General features: G+C 60.5%; 17 protein-coding genes. 10 read left to right on the top strand and 7 right to left on the bottom strand.

Going from position 1 to position 21,148, the window contains the following annotated elements; translation table 11 throughout:
• Positions 1 to 75: 75 nt before the first annotated feature.
• A complete protein-coding gene (locus AOA60_RS00950; protein WP_099582788.1) occupies positions 76 to 633 on the bottom strand; it encodes an NADPH-dependent FMN reductase in 558 nt (185 codons plus the stop codon).
• Between the two features lie 228 nt (positions 634 to 861).
• Between AOA60_RS00950 and AOA60_RS00945 the strand changes: the two genes are divergently transcribed.
• Positions 862 to 1,098 carry a hypothetical protein gene (locus tag AOA60_RS00945; protein WP_099582787.1) on the top strand — a complete coding sequence of 79 codons (237 nt, stop codon included), beginning with the start codon at positions 862 to 864 and terminating at the stop codon, positions 1,096 to 1,098.
• Between the two features lie 61 nt (positions 1,099 to 1,159).
• On the opposite strand, the gene AOA60_RS00940 is transcribed toward AOA60_RS00945, so the two are convergent.
• Complete coding sequence (locus AOA60_RS00940; RefSeq protein ID WP_099582786.1) at positions 1,160 to 1,495, bottom strand: hypothetical protein; 336 nt, start codon at positions 1,493 to 1,495, stop codon at positions 1,160 to 1,162.
• 181 nt (positions 1,496 to 1,676) lie between these two features.
• Between AOA60_RS00940 and AOA60_RS00935 the strand changes: the two genes are divergently transcribed.
• Positions 1,677 to 2,570 (top strand): LysR substrate-binding domain-containing protein, encoded by an 894-nt coding sequence (locus tag AOA60_RS00935; RefSeq protein ID WP_099582785.1) that lies wholly within the window; start codon positions 1,677 to 1,679, stop codon positions 2,568 to 2,570.
• On the opposite strand, the gene AOA60_RS00930 is transcribed toward AOA60_RS00935, so the two are convergent.
• From AOA60_RS00930 to AOA60_RS00910, 5 genes are all read right to left on the bottom strand, one after another.
• The gene (locus AOA60_RS00930; protein ID WP_099582784.1) at positions 2,567 to 3,148 is read right to left on the bottom strand and encodes a GNAT family N-acetyltransferase; all 582 of its coding nucleotides are present in this window, start codon (positions 3,146 to 3,148) and stop codon (positions 2,567 to 2,569) included. The two genes, AOA60_RS00935 and AOA60_RS00930, sit on opposite strands and share 4 nt — an antisense overlap.
• Positions 3,149 to 3,156: 8 nt before the next feature.
• Positions 3,157 to 5,412, bottom strand: coding sequence for an Orn/Lys/Arg decarboxylase N-terminal domain-containing protein (locus AOA60_RS00925; protein WP_099582783.1), 2,256 nt, complete (start codon positions 5,410 to 5,412; stop codon positions 3,157 to 3,159).
• A gap of 126 nt (positions 5,413 to 5,538) precedes the next feature.
• Positions 5,539 to 6,279 (bottom strand): DNA polymerase III subunit epsilon, encoded by a 741-nt coding sequence (gene dnaQ, locus AOA60_RS00920; RefSeq protein WP_177411613.1) that lies wholly within the window; start codon positions 6,277 to 6,279, stop codon positions 5,539 to 5,541.
• Positions 6,280 to 6,349: 70 nt separating this feature from the next.
• Positions 6,350 to 6,802, bottom strand: a complete 453-nt coding sequence (gene rnhA, locus AOA60_RS00915; RefSeq protein WP_003173571.1) for a ribonuclease HI — start codon at positions 6,800 to 6,802, stop codon at positions 6,350 to 6,352.
• 31 nt (positions 6,803 to 6,833) lie between these two features.
• On the bottom strand, positions 6,834 to 7,592 hold the full coding sequence (locus AOA60_RS00910) for a class I SAM-dependent methyltransferase (protein ID WP_099582781.1): 759 nt from the start codon (positions 7,590 to 7,592) through the stop codon (positions 6,834 to 6,836).
• A gap of 65 nt (positions 7,593 to 7,657) precedes the next feature.
• Between AOA60_RS00910 and gloB the strand changes: the two genes are divergently transcribed.
• From gloB to AOA60_RS00870, 8 genes are all read left to right on the top strand, one after another.
• A complete protein-coding gene (gene gloB / locus AOA60_RS00905) occupies positions 7,658 to 8,425 on the top strand; it encodes a hydroxyacylglutathione hydrolase (RefSeq protein ID WP_099582780.1) in 768 nt (255 codons plus the stop codon).
• A gap of 98 nt (positions 8,426 to 8,523) precedes the next feature.
• Positions 8,524 to 9,930, top strand: coding sequence for a lytic transglycosylase domain-containing protein (locus AOA60_RS00900; protein WP_099582779.1), 1,407 nt, complete (start codon positions 8,524 to 8,526; stop codon positions 9,928 to 9,930).
• Positions 9,931 to 10,142: 212 nt separating this feature from the next.
• Positions 10,143 to 11,972, top strand: a complete 1,830-nt coding sequence (locus AOA60_RS00895) for an extracellular solute-binding protein (protein ID WP_099582778.1) — start codon at positions 10,143 to 10,145, stop codon at positions 11,970 to 11,972.
• Positions 11,969 to 13,807, top strand: a complete 1,839-nt coding sequence (locus AOA60_RS00890; protein WP_099582777.1) for an extracellular solute-binding protein — start codon at positions 11,969 to 11,971, stop codon at positions 13,805 to 13,807. Before AOA60_RS00895 ends, AOA60_RS00890 begins: the two co-directional genes overlap by 4 nt.
• Positions 13,808 to 14,884, top strand: coding sequence for a microcin C ABC transporter permease YejB (locus AOA60_RS00885; protein ID WP_099582776.1), 1,077 nt, complete (start codon positions 13,808 to 13,810; stop codon positions 14,882 to 14,884).
• A 1-nt stretch (position 14,885) separates the two neighbouring features.
• Complete coding sequence (locus AOA60_RS00880; protein WP_032885814.1) at positions 14,886 to 15,905, top strand: ABC transporter permease; 1,020 nt, start codon at positions 14,886 to 14,888, stop codon at positions 15,903 to 15,905.
• A 1-nt stretch (position 15,906) separates the two neighbouring features.
• A complete protein-coding gene (locus AOA60_RS00875) occupies positions 15,907 to 17,508 on the top strand; it encodes an ABC transporter ATP-binding protein (protein WP_099582775.1) in 1,602 nt (533 codons plus the stop codon).
• Between the two features lie 153 nt (positions 17,509 to 17,661).
• On the top strand, positions 17,662 to 21,147 hold the full coding sequence (locus AOA60_RS00870; protein WP_099582774.1) for a hypothetical protein: 3,486 nt from the start codon (positions 17,662 to 17,664) through the stop codon (positions 21,145 to 21,147).
• Position 21,148: the final 1 nt, after the last annotated feature.

Raw genomic sequence — 21,148 nt, 5'->3', positions numbered from 1 at the left:
CGCTCGGCAGCTGCTACGGGTGACGGGGATACTTGGCAGCCGCTTCGCATTATCCTGTGGAACTTGCGTAGATACCTATGCGGTCTGTTTTTCTACCCATTGTGCGTAGGCATCAATGAAGGTCTGCAAAAACGGCTTGGTCTTTTCTGACACCTTGCCCGACTCATCAAACACACTGCCCGCCCCACCCAGGTAGGCTTCCGGCTGCTGCATGCACCACACATCCAGGAACACCAGGGACTGGCGCAGATGGTGGTTGGCGCCAAAGCCGCCAATGGCGCCCGGCGACACGCTGATGATCGCTCCCGGTTTGCCACTCCAGGCGCTTTGTCCATAAGGGCGGGAACCCACGTCAATCGCATTCTTCAATGGGGCCGGCACCGAGCGGTTGTATTCCGGTGTCACGAACAGCACCGCGTCGGATGAACTCACCTGTTTGCGGAAAGTACTGTAGGCTGCCGGCGGTGAATCAGCGTCGATGTCTTCGTTGTAGAGCGGCAGATCGCCGATTTCGACAATGCTCAACTTCAGATTGGCCGGAGCCAGTTCGGCCAATGCCAACGCGACCTTGCGGTTGATCGACTGTTTTCTCAAGCTGCCAACCAGGACGGCAATCGTGTAGACCTTGCTCATGGAGGTTTTCCCGATGTCTGACTAATGGAGCTTGTAGTTATAGAGACTTCACGACGGGTTCACCAGAAGGTTTTGAGATTCCTCCAGGCGTTTGCGTCGCACGCTGCTGCGTAGGAAGTGTCTGAAAATCTCAATGAATAGTATTTTTTTTGTGTAGGCAAACTACCTCTCTTTATGGCGGTCTACAGAACCGTAAATCGAGTGTTTATCTCCAGAGGTTCTAAACAGATGGCAGCAGTACTTGTCGGACAGTTCCATGCCAGAGACGCGGAAGGCCGCGTGTATTCCGTGCATGAGTTCCAGGAATCCAACCCGGCGCAAGCCGACTTGGCTGGCTCGACGCCCACCACGACCTACAAGCTGGCCATTGGCGACCGTGTAGAAAAACTGGAAGGCGATGAGTTCAAACTGATCCAGTCGGGCATCATTATTGTCCGCGAATCGCAAACCACCCTCGCGTCATAAGATCTCGCCTTGATGACCTGCTCAGTCCTGGCCATTGATGGCATCGACTGGGCCGGGGTGATCAAGGGCTGCGGATCTCCGTGACTTCAAGACCCTGCTCGCTCTGCTTGAGCGTCACCAGCAAGTGCCCCCGCTCCCCTTCAACGGCGTACACCGTGCGCGTGTAGCCTGACGTGTTGTAGGCGGGATATGCCTCCACCTGCCTGACCAGAGTAACCCCCAACACCGCCCCCACCTGCTCGCCCACCTGTTCCTGGGCACGGATAAACGCTTCGAGCGCGAGGCTCTGCGGTGTGTCGTCGTGATTGCTGAAGAGATAAGCCGCCGCGCACCCTACGGTCACCAGGACCAGGAGTTGCTTGGCCGTTACCCCGAAGAACGTCGAGGGAATAGGCATTTGAGACCAGACCTGTTTTTGTTGTAAGTGCCGGTATCCGGCTTTGGTCGTTGATGATCAGACAAGCCATTCTAGTGAGGTCGTGATTGAACGCCAGTGGCACAGGCGACCTGCACCGTCTTTTTTACGCACGACCACTTGTACCATTGAAACCCCACTGCACTGCACATAGACTCCGGCCATGCGTTTACGTCATCTCGAAGTGATTCAGGCCATCTTGCAGACCGGACACCTCGGCACGGCCGCCGAATGGTTGCAGCTCCCCGTGGGCGATGTGGAGGCGTCGCTCAAGGAAGCCGAGCAGCAACTGGGTTTTATGCTGTTCGCCAGCGTACGCGGGCGCTTGCAGGCAACGCGGGAAACCCTGGCGTTGCAGGCAGAAATCGCCCATGTGTACGAAGCGTTGGAGCCGGTGCAACGGCTGGCCAGCCGCCTGAAACACCATCACGCCCCACCCCTGCGAGCGCTCTGCACCCCGCCCCTGGCCAATCAACTGTTGCCGCACAGCATCGCGGTGCTGCGCCGACGGTTCCAGGACACCCCCTGCAACCTGTCGAGCCAGCCCACACGAGAAATCGTCAGGAGCCTGTTGCTGCACGAGGCCGACGTCGGCCTGAGCCTGCATGACCCGGAGCACCCGCAAATCCTCAGAACCGTGCTCGCCCAGGGCAAACTGCAGCTACTCGCACCCCACGGTTGGCTCAAGCCCAAGCAAAAGTACATTGCGCTGCAGGACCTGGCCGGGCAGTCGATGATCGGGCTGGAGGGGCAAGACCCACTCAGCCGCCTGCTGGACGCCAAGCTGCAAGCCCTTCGGCCACTGCCGGTGGTGCAAACGCGCGTGCAGACCTACCAGATGATGCGCAGCATGGTGGAAGCGGGAGAAGGCCTGGCGATTGTCGACCCGTTCACCGCGTTCGGCGCACGGGAGGCCGGGCTGGATGCATGCCCGGTGTCGCCGCCGATCACGATCCATCTGTACGCGCTGACCCTCAAGGATGGGATGGCTTCTGCAGCCTTGAATGCATTGCTGGAGATTGTCACGCAGAAGGCTGAAAGCCTGCTGTTGGGTTAAGTCTTGTCGACTTCGGATTTGAACAACCGATACCAGAAAATCGCCACTTCGCGCGTTTGCGGGTCGATGCCGCGATAACGCAGGTGGTCGATCCCCCCCATCACATAACCGCAGCGCTCATAAAGACGGCACGCGCCGAGGTTGTTGTTTTGGGTTTCGAGCATCATGCCCGGCAGGTTTTTCTTGCGGCTCCAGAACTGCGCCACATCCAGCAACGCCTTGGCCACGCCGTGCCGCCGTGCCGGCAGGACCACCGCCAGTTCATCCACATGGGCAAAACCATTCCAGTTGGTACTGACCACGATATGCCCCACCGCTCGATCGTCCAGGTAGGCCATGAAAATCGCGCTGTCTGGCGCATCGCGGAAACTGGCGAACTCCTCAGGATCAATTCCATAACATTTGCGGTACGGCAGGATGCGCTCCAGCGGCCACTGATCGACGCGCTTGCCCATCTCCGGCACGCTATAGGCGCTGACCTCGAAACTGAAGTCATTGCCCCACACGTAGGCATCGAAGCCTTCGTCGGCGACTCGCACACTGAGCCCTGGATACTTCGGGTTCATTACGGCTTGCATAAACATCCTTAACCCTTGATGCAATCTACGGTGTAACAACGACCACTGCCGTCATCTTCGTGTTGTAACCCGTGAACATCGGCAACAAAACCGGGGAAACTGCTATCGAACGTCCGGGCAAATGCCAGGTAGTCGATGATCGAGCGGGTTGACTCGGTAAAGCGCTCGCCAGGCATGATCAACGGAATGCCCGGCGGATAAGGCACCAGCATCACGGCTGCGACGCGTCCTGGCAAGGCATCAATCGACACGGCCTCCACTTCTCCTCTTACCAATTGGTCGTAGGCGTCCGCCGGTTTCATCGCGACGTCCGGTAATACGGTGTACATGCGCTTGAGGTGTTTGGCGGTGGCGTTGCTGCGGTAGCAACTGTGCAGTTGGTCGCACAGGTCGCGCAAACCCAGGCCCTGATAACGCGCCGGGCCCTGGGCAAATACTGACGGCAAACAACTGGCCAGGCTGCTATTCGCGTCATAACTGCGCTTGAACTCCAGCAACTCGGTGAGCAACGTGCTCCATTTGCCTTTGGTGATGCCCATGGAAAACAGCACCAGAAAGGAATACAGCCCGGTCTTTTCTACCACCAGCCCGCGCTCCCAGAGGAATTTACTGACCACCGCCGCGGGAATCCCGCAATCGCTCAAGGCACCGCCTGCATTGAGGCCGGGCATCACCAGCGTGACTTTGATCGGGTCCAGCAACACATAGTCTTCGGCCACATCACCAAAGCCATGCCACTCATCCTGCGGCTGCAACAGCCAATCCGCCGTGGCGACGCGGTCGATGCCGGCCACCGACGGCGGTTGCCAGATGGAGAACCACCAGTCCTCGGCGGCGATATGCTGGCGCAGATTAGCCAGGGCGCGGCGAAAACTCAGGGCCTCATCGAACATTTCCTGGAGCAACGAACGCCCGGCCGGGCCTTCCATCATCGCCGACGCCACGTCCAGCGAGGCGATGATGCTGTATTGCGGCGAGGTGGAGATGTGCATCATGAACGCTTCGTTGAAACGGTCGCGGTCCAGCTGCCGCGCACCGCCGTCCTGGACATGGATCATCGAGGCCTGGCTGAAGGCCGCCAGCAGTTTGTGGGTGGAATGGGTGGTAAACACCAGCGGGCTGTCCGGGGTACGCGAGGTGCCCATGCCATAGCGCCCGGCGAAAAACTCATGGAACGCTGCGTAGGCATACCAGGCTTCGTCAAAGTGCAGCACCTCGACGCTGTTGCCCAGTTGCTGCTTGATCAGCTCGGCGTTGTAGCACAGGCCGTCATAGGTGGAGTTGGTGACCACGGCCATCTTCACTTTCGCGGGCCGCCCACAGGTCAGGGGGCTGGCGTCGATCTTGGCGCGGATCGACTCGGGGCTGAATTCGCTCAGGGGAATGGGGCCGATGATCCCCAGTTCATTGCGTTCCGGGCACAGGTACAGCGGGATCGCGCCGGTCATGATGATCGAGTGCAGGACGGATTTGTGGCAGTTGCGGTCCACCAGCACCAGGTCATCGCGGCCGACCATGGAATGCCAAACGATCTTGTTGGCGGTGGATGTGCCATTGATCACAAAGAAGGTGTGGTCGGCGCCGAAGTTGCGCGCAGCACGAGCCTCGGCTTCGGCCAGCGGGCCGGTGTGGTCCAGCAGCGAGCCCAGTTCGGGCACTGAAACCGACAAATCCGAACGCAGGGTGTTTTCCCCGAAGAACTGATGAAACGCCTGCCCCACCGGGCTTTTGCGATACGCCACGCCGCCGCCATGACCGGGGGTGTGCCAGGAATAATTGGAGTCGGCGGTGTGTTGTACCAAGGCCTTGAAGAATGGCGGCAGCAGGCCATCAAGATAGGTGCGTGCGGCGCGGGCCACTTGCCGGGCCAGGAATGGCACGGTGTCTTCGAACAGATAAAGGATGCCGCGCAGCTGGTTGAGTTCGCTCATGGCATCGGCCGGGGCGTTTTCCAGGGTGACTTGCTCGCCCAGGGCAAAGATCGGCAGGTTGGGTGCCCGCACCCGCGCCAGGCGAATCAGCTCGACCATGTTTTGCAGCAGGTGGGTATTTTCGCCAGCGCCCTCGGCGGCGATCAACATGCAGGCCAGGCCGTGATGGGTAGACGCCACCAGCCGACCTTCGGCGTAGTCCACGGCGGAAAAAACACTGAAGCCCTCCTGTTCCAGCTCCCGGGCAATGCCGCGGACCCGGTCGCCAGCAACGGTGTCGGCCTTGATGTCGCGGTGCACGATAAGAACAGGGAACTTCAGGTCTTTGTACATGAGGGCGTAGAGTCCTGAGGGCTATGCACTCAGGGTAGAAGCTAGGCTGCGATGACGCGAATGAAGATTTTGAAAGCTATGGAGATCAACTGTAGGGGGGGCAAGCCCCCTCCGACATTTTGATGGCTATTGTTGTGTCAGCTGAGTCCACAACGCAGGAGCACCAGCCGACTTGGCAATTGCTTCCAGGCGTTGCGCATGCTCGACCATGTCCTGTTCGCTGGCGCGAAGAATCGTGGTCGGCTTGCGATCTGCCGGCAGGCGGCGGATTTCCGAAGGACGGTTGCCCGAGCCTTCTGCCGAGCCACTGCCATCGGACGCATTACCCGCCAACGAAAGGCTGGTCTGCCCGCCGGTCATGGTCAGGTAGACGTCGGCGAGAATCTCGGAGTCGAGCAGAGCGCCGTGGAGTTCGCGGCCGGAGTTGTCGACACCATACCGCTTGCACAACGCATCGAGGCTGTTGCGCTGGCCGGGGTGACGTTCACGGGCCATCATCAAGGTATCGAGGATCGAGCAGTGCTGGGAAATGTCTGCACGATCAGTCTGCCCCATCAGGGCAAATTCGTTATTGATGAAACCGACGTCGAACGCCGCGTTATGGATGATCAGTTGGGCGCCCTTGATGAATTCGAAGAACTCATCGGCCACTTCAGCGAAGCGTGGCTTGCCCTTGAGGAACTCGTCGGTGATACCGTGAACGCCGATGGCGCCTTCGTCACTGTCGCGGTCCGGTTGCAGGTAGACGTGGAAGTGACGCCCGGTGAGACGCCGACCCATGAGTTCGACACAGCCGATTTCAATGATCCGGTGGCCGTCAGTCACCGGCATGCCGGTGGTTTCGGTATCGAGTACAACAGATCGGATGGCCATCAGGGTTCAGCTCTCAACGGTGGTGTGCACTGTGGTGTGCGTCAAAGGGCGCGATGTTAGCACGTCAGCTCTGCTTGTAGCCTCGCACCTCGTCTACACCACGGTTGGCGAGCTGGTCTGCCCGCTCGTTGCCGGGGTGGCCGATGTGCCCGCGAACCCACTTCCAAGTGATGTCATGGCGATTGCATTGCTCGTCGAGCAATTGCCACAGGTCGGCATTTTTTACCGGTTCCTTGGCGGCGGTCTTCCAGCCGCGCTTCTTCCAATTGACCATCCATTCGTTGATGCCCTTCATCACGTACTGCGAGTCGGTGACCAGCAGCACGTTGCAGCGACGCTTGAGTTCTTCCAGGCCGCGAATCGCGCCCATCAGTTCCATGCGGTTGTTGGTGGTGTTGGCTTCGCCGCCCCACAGTTCCTTCTCGACGCCCTTGCACACCAGCAAGGCGCCCCAGCCGCCAGGGCCTGGGTTGCCCTTGCAGGCGCCATCGGTGAAGAGTTCTACGCTGTCAGTCATCAGTTACTCGGTCTTAAATCAAAAAGGGGTTTTACGTTTCACTTTGCTTGCGGTTGACCTTGGCCATCGGCATCGGCACCAGTTTGCCGATGGGCTGGCGCGCTACCTGGCGCACCGGCCGTAGCCCGACCACAATCTTGCGCGCCACTAATAGATAGAAGCCGCCGCCCGAGAGCTGCCAGATACCCGCCCGGCGTTCCCAGCCGCTGAGGCGCGCCTGCCACTTGGTCGAGGCAAGCGGCGGACGATAGCACCCGAAGCGGCGTTTCTCCAGCGCGAAGCCCAGCAGGTTCAGCCAGTCCGCAACCCGCGACGGCGCGATGCAGCGCGCCTGGCGCAGGCCATCATGGGCGAACACATGGCGCAGCCCCCAACTGCTCCAAGGGTTGATGCCGACAATCAGCAAATGGCCACCAGGGCGCACGCTGCTCGCCGCCTCGCGCAGCAAACCGTGGGGCGACAGGCAGAAATCCAGGCCATGCTGCAACACCACCACATCGGCGGCGTGCTCGCTCAACGGCCAGGCCTGCTCCTCGCAAACGATCTCGACGCCCGGCAACGGTGCGCCCAGGCGCACATTGCGTTGCACCTGCGGCGCAGACGGCGGCGTCTGTGCGGAGGGACCGTAATGCACCAGATAGCCACCAAAGAAGCGGCCCAGCTCGTCTTCGAGCATGCGCCGTTCTTCATCCAGCAGAAATTGCCCGATGGGCCCGGACAGCCATTCACGGGCCGCGCCGATCAGGGCCAGCCACTCAGGATCGGCCTGGGCGAACGCTTTATCAGTCATTGCATTCTCCAACTCGCCTAGACGTTCTAAGATGCACCAATGTGTTTAGCTTGGCGAATCGAAGAATGATACAGATCAGTGCCCTGCCCGCCTTCACCGATAACTACATCTGGTTGTTACAGGACCCGCCTAAAAAGCGCTGCGCGGTGGTCGACCCCGGCGATGCCGCGCCGGTACTGGCCTGGCTCACGCAAAATCCCGAGTGGACTTTGAGCGATATCCTGATCACCCACCATCACCATGACCACGTGGGTGGCGTCGAACAACTCAAGCGCGCGACCAACGCCAAGGTCTACGGCCCGGCCAACGAACAGATCCCGGCGCGGGACGTGGCGTTAAATGATAACGACCGCATCACGGTGCTCGGCTGGGACTTCGACATTTATGCCGTGCCCGGCCACACCCTAGGCCATATCGCTTTTTATCACCCGGGCGTGCTGTTGTGTGGCGACACCCTGTTCGCCGCCGGTTGCGGGCGCCTGTTCGAGGGCACGCCTGAACAGATGCACACTTCGCTGGAGCGTTTGGCTGCCCTGCCCGCCGACACCTTGGTGTACTGCACCCACGAATACACACAAAGTAACCTCAAGTTTGCCCAAGCGGTGGAACCAGACAACGCCGATATCGCCGAACGGGTGGAAAGCGTCCGCCAACTGCGGGCCCGTGGCGAGATAACACTGCCCTCCAACCTGGCCCTGGAAAAACGCACCAACCCTTTTTTGCGCACCTCTGAAACATCCGTTAAACAAAAAGCGGACGAACGGAACGGCCGCGACAACCGCTCTGGGGCCGAGGTTTTTGCTAGCTTGAGGGCGTGGAAAGATAAGTTCTAAGACGATGCAATCTGATACGTAATTTCTGAATGGTTGACCGGAACCAAAGCGCTTTCTAGAATCGCCCGACATTTTTGCCCGGAACTTACTTCCAGCCAATGTCGTCATCTATTCGTAAATCCAACCATTCAGACGCATTGACCCGCCTGGCTCAAGCTGTGGCGGTGGCTGTCTCCGCAACTCTGGCGGGCTGCCAATCGACAAATTACGCTGCACAAACCACCGTGCAACCCAAACCCAATCTTGCTGCCAAGATCAAGCAAAAACCTATCTGGCTCACAGAGAAGCCCAGCCCCGAAGTACCCCAGGACGTCTGGGAACGCATGCGCCGGGGCTTTCAATTGCAGGACAACGTTGGCGTCAACCCGCGCATCGAGCAACAGCGCCTGTGGTTCGCGAGTAACCCGTCCTTCCTGGAGAACGCCGGCGAACGCGGCAGTCTCTACATTCATTACATCGTCGAACGCCTTGAAGAACGCAACATGCCCCTGGAGCTGGCGCTACTGCCGGTGATCGAAAGTGCCTACAACCCGATGGCCTATTCACGCAGCGATGCGGTGGGCCTGTGGCAGTTCATCCCCTCCACCGGGCGCTACTTCAACCTGCGCCAGACCCGCGCCTACGACGGCCGACGCGACATCACCGCCTCCACCACCGCCGCCCTCGACTACCTGACACGCCTGCATGACATGTTCAACGGCGACTGGCTGTTGGCGCTGGCCGCCTACAATGCCGGCGAAGGCACCGTGAGCCGCGCCATCGAGCGCAACGAAAAGCTCGGCCTGCCGACCGACTACTGGAACCTGCCCCTGCCCCAGGAAACCAAGGACTACGTGCCCAAGTTCCTGGCGCTCTCCCAAGTGGTGCTGGCCCCCGAGGCCTACGGCGTCAACCTGAACCCGATTGCGAACACGCCGTACTTCGAAGTGGTTGAAGTCAAGCAAAGCATGGACCTGTCACGGGTCGCCGCGCTGGCTGAAATCGACGAAGACGAACTGTTCCAGCTCAACCCGGCCCTGAAACAACGCACCACCCTGGACGGCCCGCAACATCTGTTGGTACCGAGCTCCAAGGCGCAGTTGCTGACCAGCACCCTTTCGACGATGAAGCCGGAAGAATTGCTGGCGATGCGCCCGAAAAAACAGGTGTTCGACGAAGTCGAGACCGCACGCGTGGCCGGCCGCAGCCGCAGCTACAAGGTGCGCAGCGGCGACAACCTCACGCTGATCGCCAAGGCCAACAAGGTCGATGTGCATGACCTGCAGCGCTGGAACCAGCTTAATGGCCAGGCACTGAAGGTCGGTCAGACGTTGGTGATGCAGGACACCCGCCGCGCGGTGGCCAGCAGCAAGAAGCCGGTGCAGTACAAGGTCAAGAAAGGCGACTCGCTGTACATCGTCGCCAAGCGATTCAACGTCGAGATGCAACATCTCAAGCGTTGGAACCCGCGTACTGGCCAGGCATTGAAGCCGGGGCAGATGCTGGTGGTTTCAGGGCCGCGCTGATAACTCGGGAACACTACGGATCTAATTGTGGGAGGGGGCTTGCCCCCGATAGCGGTGTGTCAACCAGTGAATCTGGTAGCTGACAGCCTGCTATCGGGGGCAAGCCCCCTCCCACATTGGTTCTCGAGTGTCTGGGACTGGCTTTTTCCAACCGGAACAAGCTGTTACTGTACCGACCATAAAGCCCAAGCCGCCTGGATCGGATCTCTGACTTGAAGCGTCCCCTCCTTCTACTAATAAGTCTGGCCTTGAGCTTTGGTGCGAACGCGACGATTACCGAGAGCCACGGTTATACGCAGTTCGGCAGGCTCAAGTACCCGGCCAAATTCACCCACTTCGACTGGGTCAACCCTGCAGCGCCGAAAGGCGGGACTTTGCGGGTCATGGCATTTGGCACCTTCGATACGCTCAACCCCTATACCTTCAAGGGCTCCAGCCCGGTTTCCACCCCCAATTTCCTGCAATACGGCGTCAACGAGCTCAATGAGCCGTTGATGGTCGGCACCGGCCAGTACGCGCCGTCCGGTGATGAGCCCACCTCTAGCTACGGATTGATTGCCCAATCGGTCGAGTACAGCGAGGACCGCAGCTGGGTGGTGTTCAATTTGCGCCCGGAAGCGCGCTTTCATGATGGCAAGCCGATCACCGCCGATGACGTGGCCTTTTCCTATCGCACCCTGCTGACCGAGGGCCATCCGCAATACCGCACCAACCTGCAGGAAGTGGCGCGGGTGGACATCCTCAATCCTCACCGCATCCGGTTTGTGTTCAAGCGCGCCGGCAACCCGCTGCTGATTCTGCGCCTGGGTGAGCTGCCGGTATTGCCCCAGCATTATTGGAAAAACCGCGACTTCAAGGCCACCACCTTCGAACCGCCGCTGGGCAGCGGACCGTACCGTATCAGCAAGGTCACCCCGGGACGCCAGCTGGTGTTTGAGCGGGTCAAGGATTACTGGGGCAAGGACCTGCCGGTCAACCGGGGCTTTTACAATTACGACAAGGTCGAAGTGGAGTTCTACCGCGACAGCGACGTGGCCTTCGAGGCCTTCAAGGCCGGCGAATTCGACATCTATATAGAGCACCAGGCCAAGAACTGGGCCAATGGCTACAACTTCCCTGCGGTGAACCGGGGTGAGGTGATCAAGGCGCAGATCGCCCACCAGATCCCCACCCAAAGCCAGGGCCTGTTCATGAACACCCGCCGACCGACCTTCAGCCAGGCCAAGGTGCGTGAAGCCCTGGGGCTGATGTTCGACTTCGAGTGGACCAACCGCACCCTGTTCAGCAACGCCTACAAACGCACCTTGAGCTACTACCCCAACAGCGAGTTCGCCGCGAGCGGCGTACCCGTGGGCCACGAATGGCTGATGCTCTCGCCGTACCGCGAGCAATTGCCGGCGAACCTGTTTACCCAAGCCTTCAGCCTGCCGCAGACCGACGGGCGCGGTATCCCCCGCGAGAACATGCGCCGCGCCCTGGCACTGCTGGGCGAGGCTGGCTGGAAACTCTCGGGCCAGCGCTTGCTCAACAAAGATGGGCAGCCGCTGCGCTTTGAGATGCTGCTGGTCAACCCGAACCTGGAGCGCATCCTGCAACCCTATGTGGAGAACCTGATCAGCATCGGCATCGACGCGCGCCTGCGCACCGTCGACCGCGCGCAGTACAAGCAGCGCCTGGATCAATTCGACTTCGACATGATCCTGATCACCCTCAACCAGACCCTGAGCCCCGGCCTTGAGCAGTGGCAGTACTTCCACTCCAGCCAGGCCGCGATCAAGGGCAGCAAGAACTACGCAGGCATCGCCAACCCGATCGTCGATCATCTGCTGGAACAACTGCTGGCCGCCCAGACTCGCGAAGAACAACTGGCCGCCGGCCGCGCCCTCGACCGGGTGCTGCTGTGGCAGCACTACAGCATTCCAAACTGGTACCTCAACTATCATCGCCTGGCGTACCGCAACCGGTTCGCCTTTGTCGCCACGCCGCCCTACAGCCTGGGCCTGAGCGCGTGGTGGCTCAAAGCGTCGGAGAAAGCCCAATGATGTCTTTGCGTTCTTCACTGTTTGCCGGCTTGTTGCTGAGCTGCGCGGCCCACGCGGCGCCGCAGCATGCGCTGACGCTGTACAACGAGCCGCCGAAATACCCGGCCGACTTCAAGCACTTCGACTATGTGAACCCGGATGCCCCCAAGGGCGGCACGTTCCGCGAGTCGGCCATGGGCGGCTTCGACAGCCTCAACCCCTACATTGCCAAAGGCGTGCCGGCGGACAACCTCGGCCTGATCTACGACACCCTGGCCATGCAAAGCCTGGATGAACCCATCACCGAATACGGCCTGGTCGCCGGCAAGATCGAAAAAGCCCCGGACAACAGTTGGGTGCGTTTCTACCTGCGCCCCGAAGCGCGCTTCCATGATGGCCACCCGATCCGTGCCGAAGACGTGGTGTTTACCTTCCAGGAACTGATCAAGGAAGGTTCGCCGATCTACCGCACCTATTACGCCGACGTCGACGAAGTCATTGCCGAAGATCCGCTGAAAGTGCTGTTCAAGTTCAAGCGCACCAACAACCGCGAATTACCGCTGATCCTCGGGCAACTGCCGGTGTTGCCCAAGCATTGGTGGGCGACCCGCGACTTCGCCAAGGGCAACCTTGAAGTGCCGTTGGGCAGCGGGCCGTACAAGGTCGCCGAGGTCAAGGCCGGGCGCATGATCCGCTACGAGCGGGTCAAGGACTACTGGGCCAAGGACTTGCCGGTCACCAAGGGTTTCTACAATTTCGATAACCGCATCACCGACTACTATCGCGACAGCACCGTCTCCCTGGAAGCCTTGAAGGCTGGGCAGTTCGACTATTGGCTGGAATTCAGCGCCAAGAACTGGGCCAACGCCTACAACATCCCGGCCGTGACCGAAGGCCGCTTGATCAAGGAAGAGATTCCCAACGGTAACCCCACCGGGATGCAAGGTTTTGTGTTCAACATGCGCAAACCCATGTTCGAAGACGTGCGCGTGCGCAAGGCCATCAGTCTGTTGCTGGATTTCGAATGGAGCAACAAGCAGCTGTTCAACGGCGCCTACACCCGTACCCGCAGCTACTTCGAAAACTCGGAGATGGCGGCCACTGGCCTGCCCGGCCCTGATGAGCTGAAAATCCTCGAACCGCTGCGCGACAAGATCCCACCCGAAGTCTTCACCCAGGCTTTCGAACCGGCCAAGACCGACGGCAGCGGCATGATCCGCACCCAGCAACGCGAAGCCTACCAACTGCTGCAGGAAGCCGGTTGGCGTATCGTCGATGACAAGATGGTCGACCCCACCGGCAAACCGGTGAAGATCGAATTCCTGCTCGCCCAGACTGAATTCGAACGTATCCTGCTGCCCTTCAAGCGTAACCTGGCCGACCTGGGCATCGACCTGGTGATCCGCCGCGTCGACGTCTCGCAGTTCGTCAATCGTATCCGCTCGCGGGACTTCGACATGCTGGTGGGCAGCTTCCCGCAGTCCACCTCGCCCGGTAACGAACAGCGCGAATTCTGGAAATCCTCCAGCGCCGATAAACCCGGCAGCCGCAACTACATGGGCCTCAAGGACCCGGCGGTTGACCAATTGGTAGAGGAACTGATCGACTCCGATTCGCGCAAAAGCCTGGTGGCCCATGCCAAAGCCCTGGATCGCGTGTTGCAGTTTGGCTACTACGTGATTCCCAACTGGCACATCAAGACGTTCCGCGTGGCGTATTGGGATCACCTGGGCCACCCCAAGGTACCGCCGCGCTACGACGTGGGCACCGCCACCTGGTGGAGCAAACCCAATGTCAAACCTGCCGTCCCCCTGAACACAGACACGAACGCCGATCCGGCGAGCGGAGGCGATTGAATGCTGGCCTATATTGTTCGCCGCCTGTTACTCATCATCCCCACATTGTTCGGGATCCTGCTGATCAACTTCATCATCATCCAGGCCGCCCCCGGTGGCCCGGTGGAACAGATGATCGCCAAGCTTGAGGGCTTTGAAGGCGCCACCAGCCGCATTGCCGGCGGCGGCGCCGAAGTCTCGGTGGCCGGCTCCAGCAGCTATCGCGGCGCCCAGGGCCTGGACCCGGCGCTGATCAAGGAAATCGAAAAGATGTACGGCTTCGACAAGTCGGCGCCGGAACGCTTGTGGATCATGGTCAAGAACTACGCCCAGCTGGATTTTGGCGACAGCTTCTTCCGTGACGCCAAGGTCATCGACCTGATCAAGGAAAAGATGCCGGTGTCCATCTCCCTCGGGTTATGGAGCACGCTGATCATGTACCTGGTGTCGATCCCCCTGGGGATCGCCAAGGCTACGCGCCATGGCAGCCATTTCGACGTGTGGACCAGTTCGGCGATCATCGTCGGCTATGCGATCCCGGCGTTCCTGTTCGCGATCCTGTTGATCGTGGTATTCGCCGGCGGCAGTTACTTGGACTGGTTCCCGTTGCGCGGGCTCACCTCCAACAACTTTGACGAGCTGAGCTGGGGCGGCAAGATCCTCGACTACTTCTGGCACTTGGCGTTGCCGATCACCGCGCTGGTCATCGGCAACTTCGCGACCATGACGCTGCTCACCAAAAACAGCTTTCTCGACGAGATCAACAAGCAGTACGTGGTCACCGCCAAGGCCAAGGGCCTGACCAACCACCGCGTGCTTTACGGCCATGTGTTCCGTAACGCGATGCTACTGGTGATCGCCGGTTTCCCCTCGGCGTTTATCGGCATCTTCTTCACTGGCTCATTGCTGGTGGAAGTGATCTTCTCCCTCGACGGCCTGGGCCTGATGAGCTTTGAAGCGGCGATCAACCGTGACTACCCGGTGGTGTTCGGCACGCTGTTTATCTTCACCCTGCTGGGGCTGATCGTGAAACTGATCGGTGACCTCACCTACACCCTGGTCGATCCGCGTATCGACTTCGCCAGCCGGGAGCATTGAGATGAATCTGTCCCCCCTCAATCGTCGCCGGTTCGAGCGTTTCAAAGCCAACAAACGTGGCTGGTGGTCGCTGTGGCTGTTCCTGATCCTGTTCGGGCTGAGCCTGGGCGCGGAGCTGATCGCCAACGACAAACCGCTGGCTGTGCACTACGACGGCGACTGGTATTTCCCGGCGCTCAAGCGCTACCCGGAGACCACCTTCGGCGGCGAGTTCCCGCTGGAAGCCAACTACAAGAGCCCGTATATCCAGGAGCTGCTCAAGGCCAAGGACGCCTGGACCTTGTGGGCGCCGATCCCGTTCAGCTACCAGAGCATCAACTACGACCTCAAAGTGCCAGCCCCGGCGCCGCCGTCATCCGTGAACTTGCTGGGCACCGATGACCAGGGCCGCGATGTACTGGCGCGGGTGATCTACGGTTTTCGGGTGTCGGTGCTGTTTGCCCTGACCCTGACCATCCTCAGCTCGATCATTGGCGTGATCGCCGGGGCCTTGCAGGGATTCTACGGCGGCTGGGTCGACCTGGCCGGGCAGCGTTTCCTGGAAATCTGGTCCGGGCTGCCGGTGTTGTATCTGTTGATCATCCTCGCGAGTTTTGTGCAGCCCAACTTCTGGTGGCTGCTGGGCATCATGTTGCTGTTTTCGTGGATGAGCCTGGTGGACGTGGTGCGCGCCGAGTTCCTGCGCGGGCGCAACCTTGAATACGTGCGTGCAGCCCGCGCCTTGGGCATGCAGAACGGCGCGATCATGTTCCGCCATATCCTGCCCAACGCCATGGTCTCGACCATGACCTTCATGCCGTTCATCCTCACCGGCGCCATCGGCACCCTTACCGCCCTGGACTTCCTCGGCTTTGGTTTACCCGCCGGCTCGCCGTCCCTGGGCGAACTGGTGGCCCAGGGCAAATCCAACCTGCAAGCGCCGTGGCTGGGCATGAGTGCGTTCGCCGTGCTCGCGATCATGTTGAGCCTGCTGGTGTTTATCGGCGAGTCCGCTCGCGATGCCTTCGACCCGAGGAAATGAGATGAATCAGGACAATCTGATCGAAATCCGCGACCTCAGCGTCGAGTTCGTCACTGGCGAGCATCACCACCGCGTGGTCAACAACGTCAGCTTCGACATCAAGCGTGGCGAAACCATCGCACTGGTCGGCGAAAGCGGCTCCGGCAAATCGGTGACCGCCCATTCGATCCTGCGCCTGCTGCCCTACCCGCTGGCGCGGCATCCGAGCGGCACCATCGAATACGCCGGGCAAGACCTGCTGACCCTCAAGGAAAAGACCCTGCGGCACATTCGCGGCAACCGGATCGCGATGATCTTCCAGGAGCCGATGACCTCGTTGAACCCGCTGCACAATATCGAGAAACAGATCAACGAAGTGCTCGGCCTGCATAAGGGGCTGACCGGCAAGGTTGCCACCCAGCGCACCCTGGAATTGCTGGAATTGGTCGGCATTCCCGAACCGCACAAACGCCTCAAGGCCCTGCCCCATGAATTGTCCGGCGGCCAGCGCCAGCGGGTGATGATCGCCATGGCATTGGCCAACGAGCCGGAGTTGTTGATCGCCGACGAGCCGACCACGGCGCTCGACGTGACGGTGCAGTTGAAGATTCTCGAACTGCTCAAGGAATTGCAGGCGCGCTTGGGCATGGCCTTGCTGCTGATCAGCCACGACCTGAACCTGGTGCGGCGCATTGCCCATCGTGTGTGCGTGATGCAGAAAGGTTGCATCGTCGAGCAGGCCGAGTGCGAGACGCTGTTCCAGTCGCCGCAACACCCTTACACCCAGGAACTGCTGGCGGCCGAGCCCAGCGGAGGTCCGGCCAATAACGTAGTGGGGCCGCCGCTGCTGGTGGTCGATGATCTCAAGGTGTGGTTCCCGATCAAGAAAGGCTTTTTGCGCAACACCGTCGATTACGTCAAAGCGGTGGATGGCATCAACTTCAGCCTGCCCCAAGGGCAAACCCTGGGCATCGTTGGCGAAAGCGGCTCGGGCAAATCCACCCTCGGTTTGGCGATCCTGCGCTTGATCGGCAGCAAGGGCGACATCTGCTTCGAAGGCCAACAGCTTGACCGCCTGACGCAGCAACAGGTACGCCCGCTGCGCCGGGAAATGCAGGTGGTGTTCCAGGACCCGTTCGGCAGCCTGAGCCCGCGCATGTGCGTCAGTGAGATCGTTGGCGAAGGTTTGCGCATTCACAAAATGGGTACACCGGCCGAGCAGGAAGCAGCGATTATCGCCGCGCTCAAGGAAGTGGGCCTGGACCCGGAATCCCGGCATCGCTACCCCCATGAGTTCTCCGGCGGCCAACGTCAGCGCATCGCCATTGCCCGTGCACTGGTGCTCAAACCGCGCCTGATTTTACTCGACGAACCCACTTCGGCCCTGGACCGCACGGTGCAACGCCAGGTGGTCGAACTGCTGCGCAGCCTGCAGGCCAAGTACAACCTGACTTACCTGTTTATCAGCCATGACTTGGCGGTGGTGAAAGCACTGAGTCATCAACTGATGGTGGTCAAGCATGGGCAGGTAGTGGAACAGGGCGATGCACAGGCGATTTTTGCCGACCCGCAGCATGCGTATACCCGGCAGTTGCTTGAGGCTGCGTTCCTCGTACCGGCCTGAATGCATGCTGGCCACCCGCTGGGACTTCTGACCGCAGGCCAATGGCCTGCCGCCGTGATCGACACACGCCACGGCATTCCAGGAAGCGCCTGCTACTGCGCCAGCGCCATGGGCGTCGATGATCCGGGTTCCCCTTAACTCGGACATACGTTCATGGAAGACTCCACTAGCTTCGGCCTGATGTGGGACACGTTGCCGCACGATACCGCAGAGTCAATCACCCCCGGCCCGATGCATGCGTCTTTGAGTGAGCCCCAGGCGTTGCACGCCGTGGGCGACAACGCCTTGATCAGGCAATTGATCGGCCTGTTCTCCGACGGGGCAGAGGCGCCGTTGCCAACGCCCGCGCAACCTGTGCGGGTTGCCGCATCTTCATTGTTGGGACAGTGGACCGGGCTGTTCAGCAAGGCGATCCATGCCAGCCACTTCAAGGCCTGGGCCGCCGATCGGAACGTTGACCTCAAGACCCTGAGCGTGTGTACCAGCACACTCCGCGTCAGCGCTCGCGGACAGCCCAAGGTCTACACCCTGGGCGATACGTCAGCGTGGTGGTCAGTGGCCAACCCCATTATTGCCATCAGCCATATGGTCGACCCCTCGGACCTGGGCGTTCACTACCTCGCCCCCCTCGCCGGTGACGATGCATTCACGTTGCCGCTGAACCTGGTTCTGGCCTTCCATGGTTATCCGCTGCCAGCCAATCGCTTTACCGCGTGGACCATGGTCGAGGAGCTGCAAGCCCTGCGAGGGTTCCCGGTATTCGACGACAACGGACGCAGCACGTCGATCATCGAGGCGGAACTGACTCACCAACAGCGCGACTTCCAACAGTTGGCCGAGGCCCTGGAATCGCTGATCAGCGGTGGAAGGTTGCTGTTTACACGGGATATCTACCTAACCAGCCTGCAACTGAACTCAGACTCCAAATTGGCCAGAAGCCTGCGCGAAGCGGCCATGCTGTTGCAGGCGGTTATCAACGAGAACGATCTCGCCGGTCCGGCCGATGCGCCAACCCGTGCGCATTTCGACGTGCAGCGCAATCGCATCTGCATGCTGGCCCACGGCAGTGAGCAGGAGCAAAGCACCTGGGCCCCCGAGTCACCTGATACGCGCTGGGAGCGCCTGACTTTGCTGGGTACGCAACTGCGCGCACACCTTTATCCCGGCCACAGCGTGAGCCTCGCGGCCGTGTTGAAGGCTTACGGCTTTGAGCGCCCATCGAGGCGGGCAGAGATCCGTGCCCTGATTCAACGCCTGCGCGATTGGGAAGTCCCCGCTGCACCGTCGATCCTGCACACGAAGCACTCGTACAAGCAGTTGCTGCGCTATCGGCGCCTGGTCGGTCAGTTGAATGATCGCTACACGCTTTGCACCGTGCTCTCAGAGGTGATCGCCGACGGCAAGCTGCATGGACCTGAAGGCCTTGACCGCATCATCGCCGTCGACCCAGACGGCCTGCAGCCGTTCGTCAACAAGGCCTATGTTCACCTGCGCCAGTTGACCGACGACCCGGCCTTCGTGAGCCTGCGCACACGCGAAGGGATTGACCCGGCCAGCCACGTGTTGCTGTCGGTTTCCGGTGAGATCGGTGCGTACGCCATGGATGGCAGCTGGAAATCCCTGGAGCGCGCCGTCACTGCCAACGACCACCTGTTTGCGCTGAAACTGGTGTTGATGAAACTGGCCGCCAAAACCGGTGGACAGTTGCGCACCAACGGTGCGGTGAGCCTTGCACAAGGGTTGCGGCTTTATCAGTTTGGCTTGCCGGAAACGCTGGCCCAGGTACGCACGCTGGTACAGCGCCTGGAAACTCCACTGCCCTTGCCCGCCAGCCATGGCTCTTACTGGCGCGCACTGACGCCCGTCGGCACGCAACCATCGGCCGGGGTCCTGACGCCGCGGCAACGCCAACAGATCGTGGAATTGAGTAACGCTTTCATCGCAGGCCGCAGCGACGCACTGTTCACCTGCCTGTGCCAACCCTGGCTGGCCGGCAAGTCGACGGCCGAGGTGCGCGCAGAGGCCGATTACCTGCTGGTGCGCGTGCTCGATTCGCCGCTGGCCCAGGCGTTGGGCGAAACATTGTCGGACACCCTGCACTGGCACGACAGCCATGCCCGCGACAGCTCGGAGCGTGGCAGCCGGACAGCGCTGATAGCAGCAGCCTTGATCCTGAGCATCGACCCACACTTCGACGCGCACCCCACGCGCCTCGTCTACCTCGACTGGCAGGATGACTATTTTTGGGGGGAACCCATCACGTTCGTGCGGGACTACCTCGAAAGCGTCCTGCCCAGTTTGGACAAGCCGGTTGCTGCACTGGCGGCGCACTTGATTCTCAGTGGGAAAGGTCCACATCTGCTGGTGCGCGAGATTCACGACGCCGCCGCACACCTGAGTTCCCATACGTGGGTGTTGTTTCGCCAATACGTGATGTACCTAGAACGGCTGCTGCCGGGTGCCTCGCGCCAACTGACCTACGCCCAGATCATGTCTCTTGCCAATCTGCCACCAGAGGGTGCCTGGAAAACTTTCCTCGCAAGCGCCCACGCGGCCGTGCCGATCATCGACTGGGCAGTGGTCAATGGCATTCTGCAGCCCCAGTCACGCTACGGCACGTTTGCGGTGAATACGGCAGTAGACGCCCTCAACACGCAATGCGCGCGCTTGCGTTCCACCCTCGAAGCATTCGCCGAACCCGTGGTGAGCCTGCGCGAGACTGCGCGCAATGATCTGCGCAGGGTCTACCCGGACAATCCCTGGCTCGACGCGCGGATTCTGATGTGGCTGCCGGAAAACTCCCCGTTCTCCGAAAGCGGTCGCTTCGAGAATGTGTATAACGGCCCCAAATACTCGTTCATCGACCTGCACATGGCCGACCGCCTCGACGTCACCGAAACCAAATGGCACTCGTCACAAGCCGAGATCAAATACCAGCAGATGACCAGGCGTTTTCATCTGCTGGGACGCATTTTCAACGTATTTTCCCAGGCGTTCGACCAGAAACTCCAGCAGCTCAAGGCCGCTTACCGGGAGTCCATTTGCTATTGGCTGTCGCAACTCACGCTGCCTCAGCGTGAGGCCCTGGAAAATGGCCGAGTGCGGTTCTTCCGTCTGGTTCGGCCAGCCACCGCGCAAGGCACGCCACTCAGCGTCGGTCGCTTTGGTGTTCTAATGCGTGTCGCCTATCTGAGCCAGCTGGATTTTTATGAGTGCTTCCCCTGTCAGCTAGTGATAATGACGCGTCGCGACATTGACGACGAGCAACTCAAGCGTGCCGTCGATACGGCCACCCGGCAGCCGTGGATGCGTTTTGACTGGACGGCCTATGCAAAGGGCAGTTGGCCGGTGGAACCTGCCCTGCTGCCGGAGAACACCGATGTGGTCATCCAGGCGCTGGGTAACGAGCTACCCGAACCGGATGAGATTGCGCCACCGGACATGCTGGGCCGCCGTGTGCCGCGCACCCTTGATTCAGCGCGCTCCCACGCCGTGGCAGACGCGATCCTCGCCCATCAGTTGGAAGACAGTCAGGCTTTGAGCGAAAAGGCCAGGCTGCCGATCACGCTGGAAGCAGCCGTGAGCGAGCACGATCCCTGGGCTGACTTCCTGCGCAGCATGGCGCTGAAGTCCGGCTGAG

It is taken from the genome of Pseudomonas sp. 2822-17 (assembly GCF_002742485.1).
Classification (GTDB): Bacteria; Pseudomonadota; Gammaproteobacteria; order Pseudomonadales; family Pseudomonadaceae; genus Aquipseudomonas; species Aquipseudomonas cyclaminis.
The sequence above is the reverse complement of the archived record's forward strand: the minus strand, read 5'-3'. Positions and strand labels throughout refer to the sequence as shown.

What these genes read in the sequence shown, in the direction of transcription:
- AOA60_RS00925 (WP_099582783.1), bottom strand. Translation starts at nt 5,412, where the DNA reads ATGTACAAAGACCTGAAGTTCCCTGTTCTTATCGTGCACCGCGACATC.
- AOA60_RS00910 (WP_099582781.1), bottom strand. Translation starts at nt 7,592, where the DNA reads ATGACTGATAAAGCGTTCGCCCAGGCCGATCCTGAGTGGCTGGCCCTG.
- AOA60_RS00875 (WP_099582775.1), top strand. Translation starts at nt 15,907, where the DNA reads ATGAATCAGGACAATCTGATCGAAATCCGCGACCTCAGCGTCGAGTTC.
- gloB (WP_099582780.1), top strand. Translation starts at nt 7,658, where the DNA reads ATGATACAGATCAGTGCCCTGCCCGCCTTCACCGATAACTACATCTGG.
- AOA60_RS00900 (WP_099582779.1), top strand. Translation starts at nt 8,524, where the DNA reads ATGTCGTCATCTATTCGTAAATCCAACCATTCAGACGCATTGACCCGC.
- AOA60_RS00950 (WP_099582788.1), bottom strand. Translation starts at nt 633, where the DNA reads ATGAGCAAGGTCTACACGATTGCCGTCCTGGTTGGCAGCTTGAGAAAA.
- AOA60_RS00870 (WP_099582774.1), top strand. Translation starts at nt 17,662, where the DNA reads ATGGAAGACTCCACTAGCTTCGGCCTGATGTGGGACACGTTGCCGCAC.
- AOA60_RS00945 (WP_099582787.1), top strand. Translation starts at nt 862, where the DNA reads ATGGCAGCAGTACTTGTCGGACAGTTCCATGCCAGAGACGCGGAAGGC.
- AOA60_RS00940 (WP_099582786.1), bottom strand. Translation starts at nt 1,495, where the DNA reads ATGCCTATTCCCTCGACGTTCTTCGGGGTAACGGCCAAGCAACTCCTG.
- AOA60_RS00935 (WP_099582785.1), top strand. Translation starts at nt 1,677, where the DNA reads ATGCGTTTACGTCATCTCGAAGTGATTCAGGCCATCTTGCAGACCGGA.
- AOA60_RS00885 (WP_099582776.1), top strand. Translation starts at nt 13,808, where the DNA reads ATGCTGGCCTATATTGTTCGCCGCCTGTTACTCATCATCCCCACATTG.
- AOA60_RS00930 (WP_099582784.1), bottom strand. Translation starts at nt 3,148, where the DNA reads ATGCAAGCCGTAATGAACCCGAAGTATCCAGGGCTCAGTGTGCGAGTC.
- AOA60_RS00890 (WP_099582777.1), top strand. Translation starts at nt 11,969, where the DNA reads ATGATGTCTTTGCGTTCTTCACTGTTTGCCGGCTTGTTGCTGAGCTGC.
- AOA60_RS00880 (WP_032885814.1), top strand. Translation starts at nt 14,886, where the DNA reads ATGAATCTGTCCCCCCTCAATCGTCGCCGGTTCGAGCGTTTCAAAGCC.
- rnhA (WP_003173571.1), bottom strand. Translation starts at nt 6,802, where the DNA reads ATGACTGACAGCGTAGAACTCTTCACCGATGGCGCCTGCAAGGGCAAC.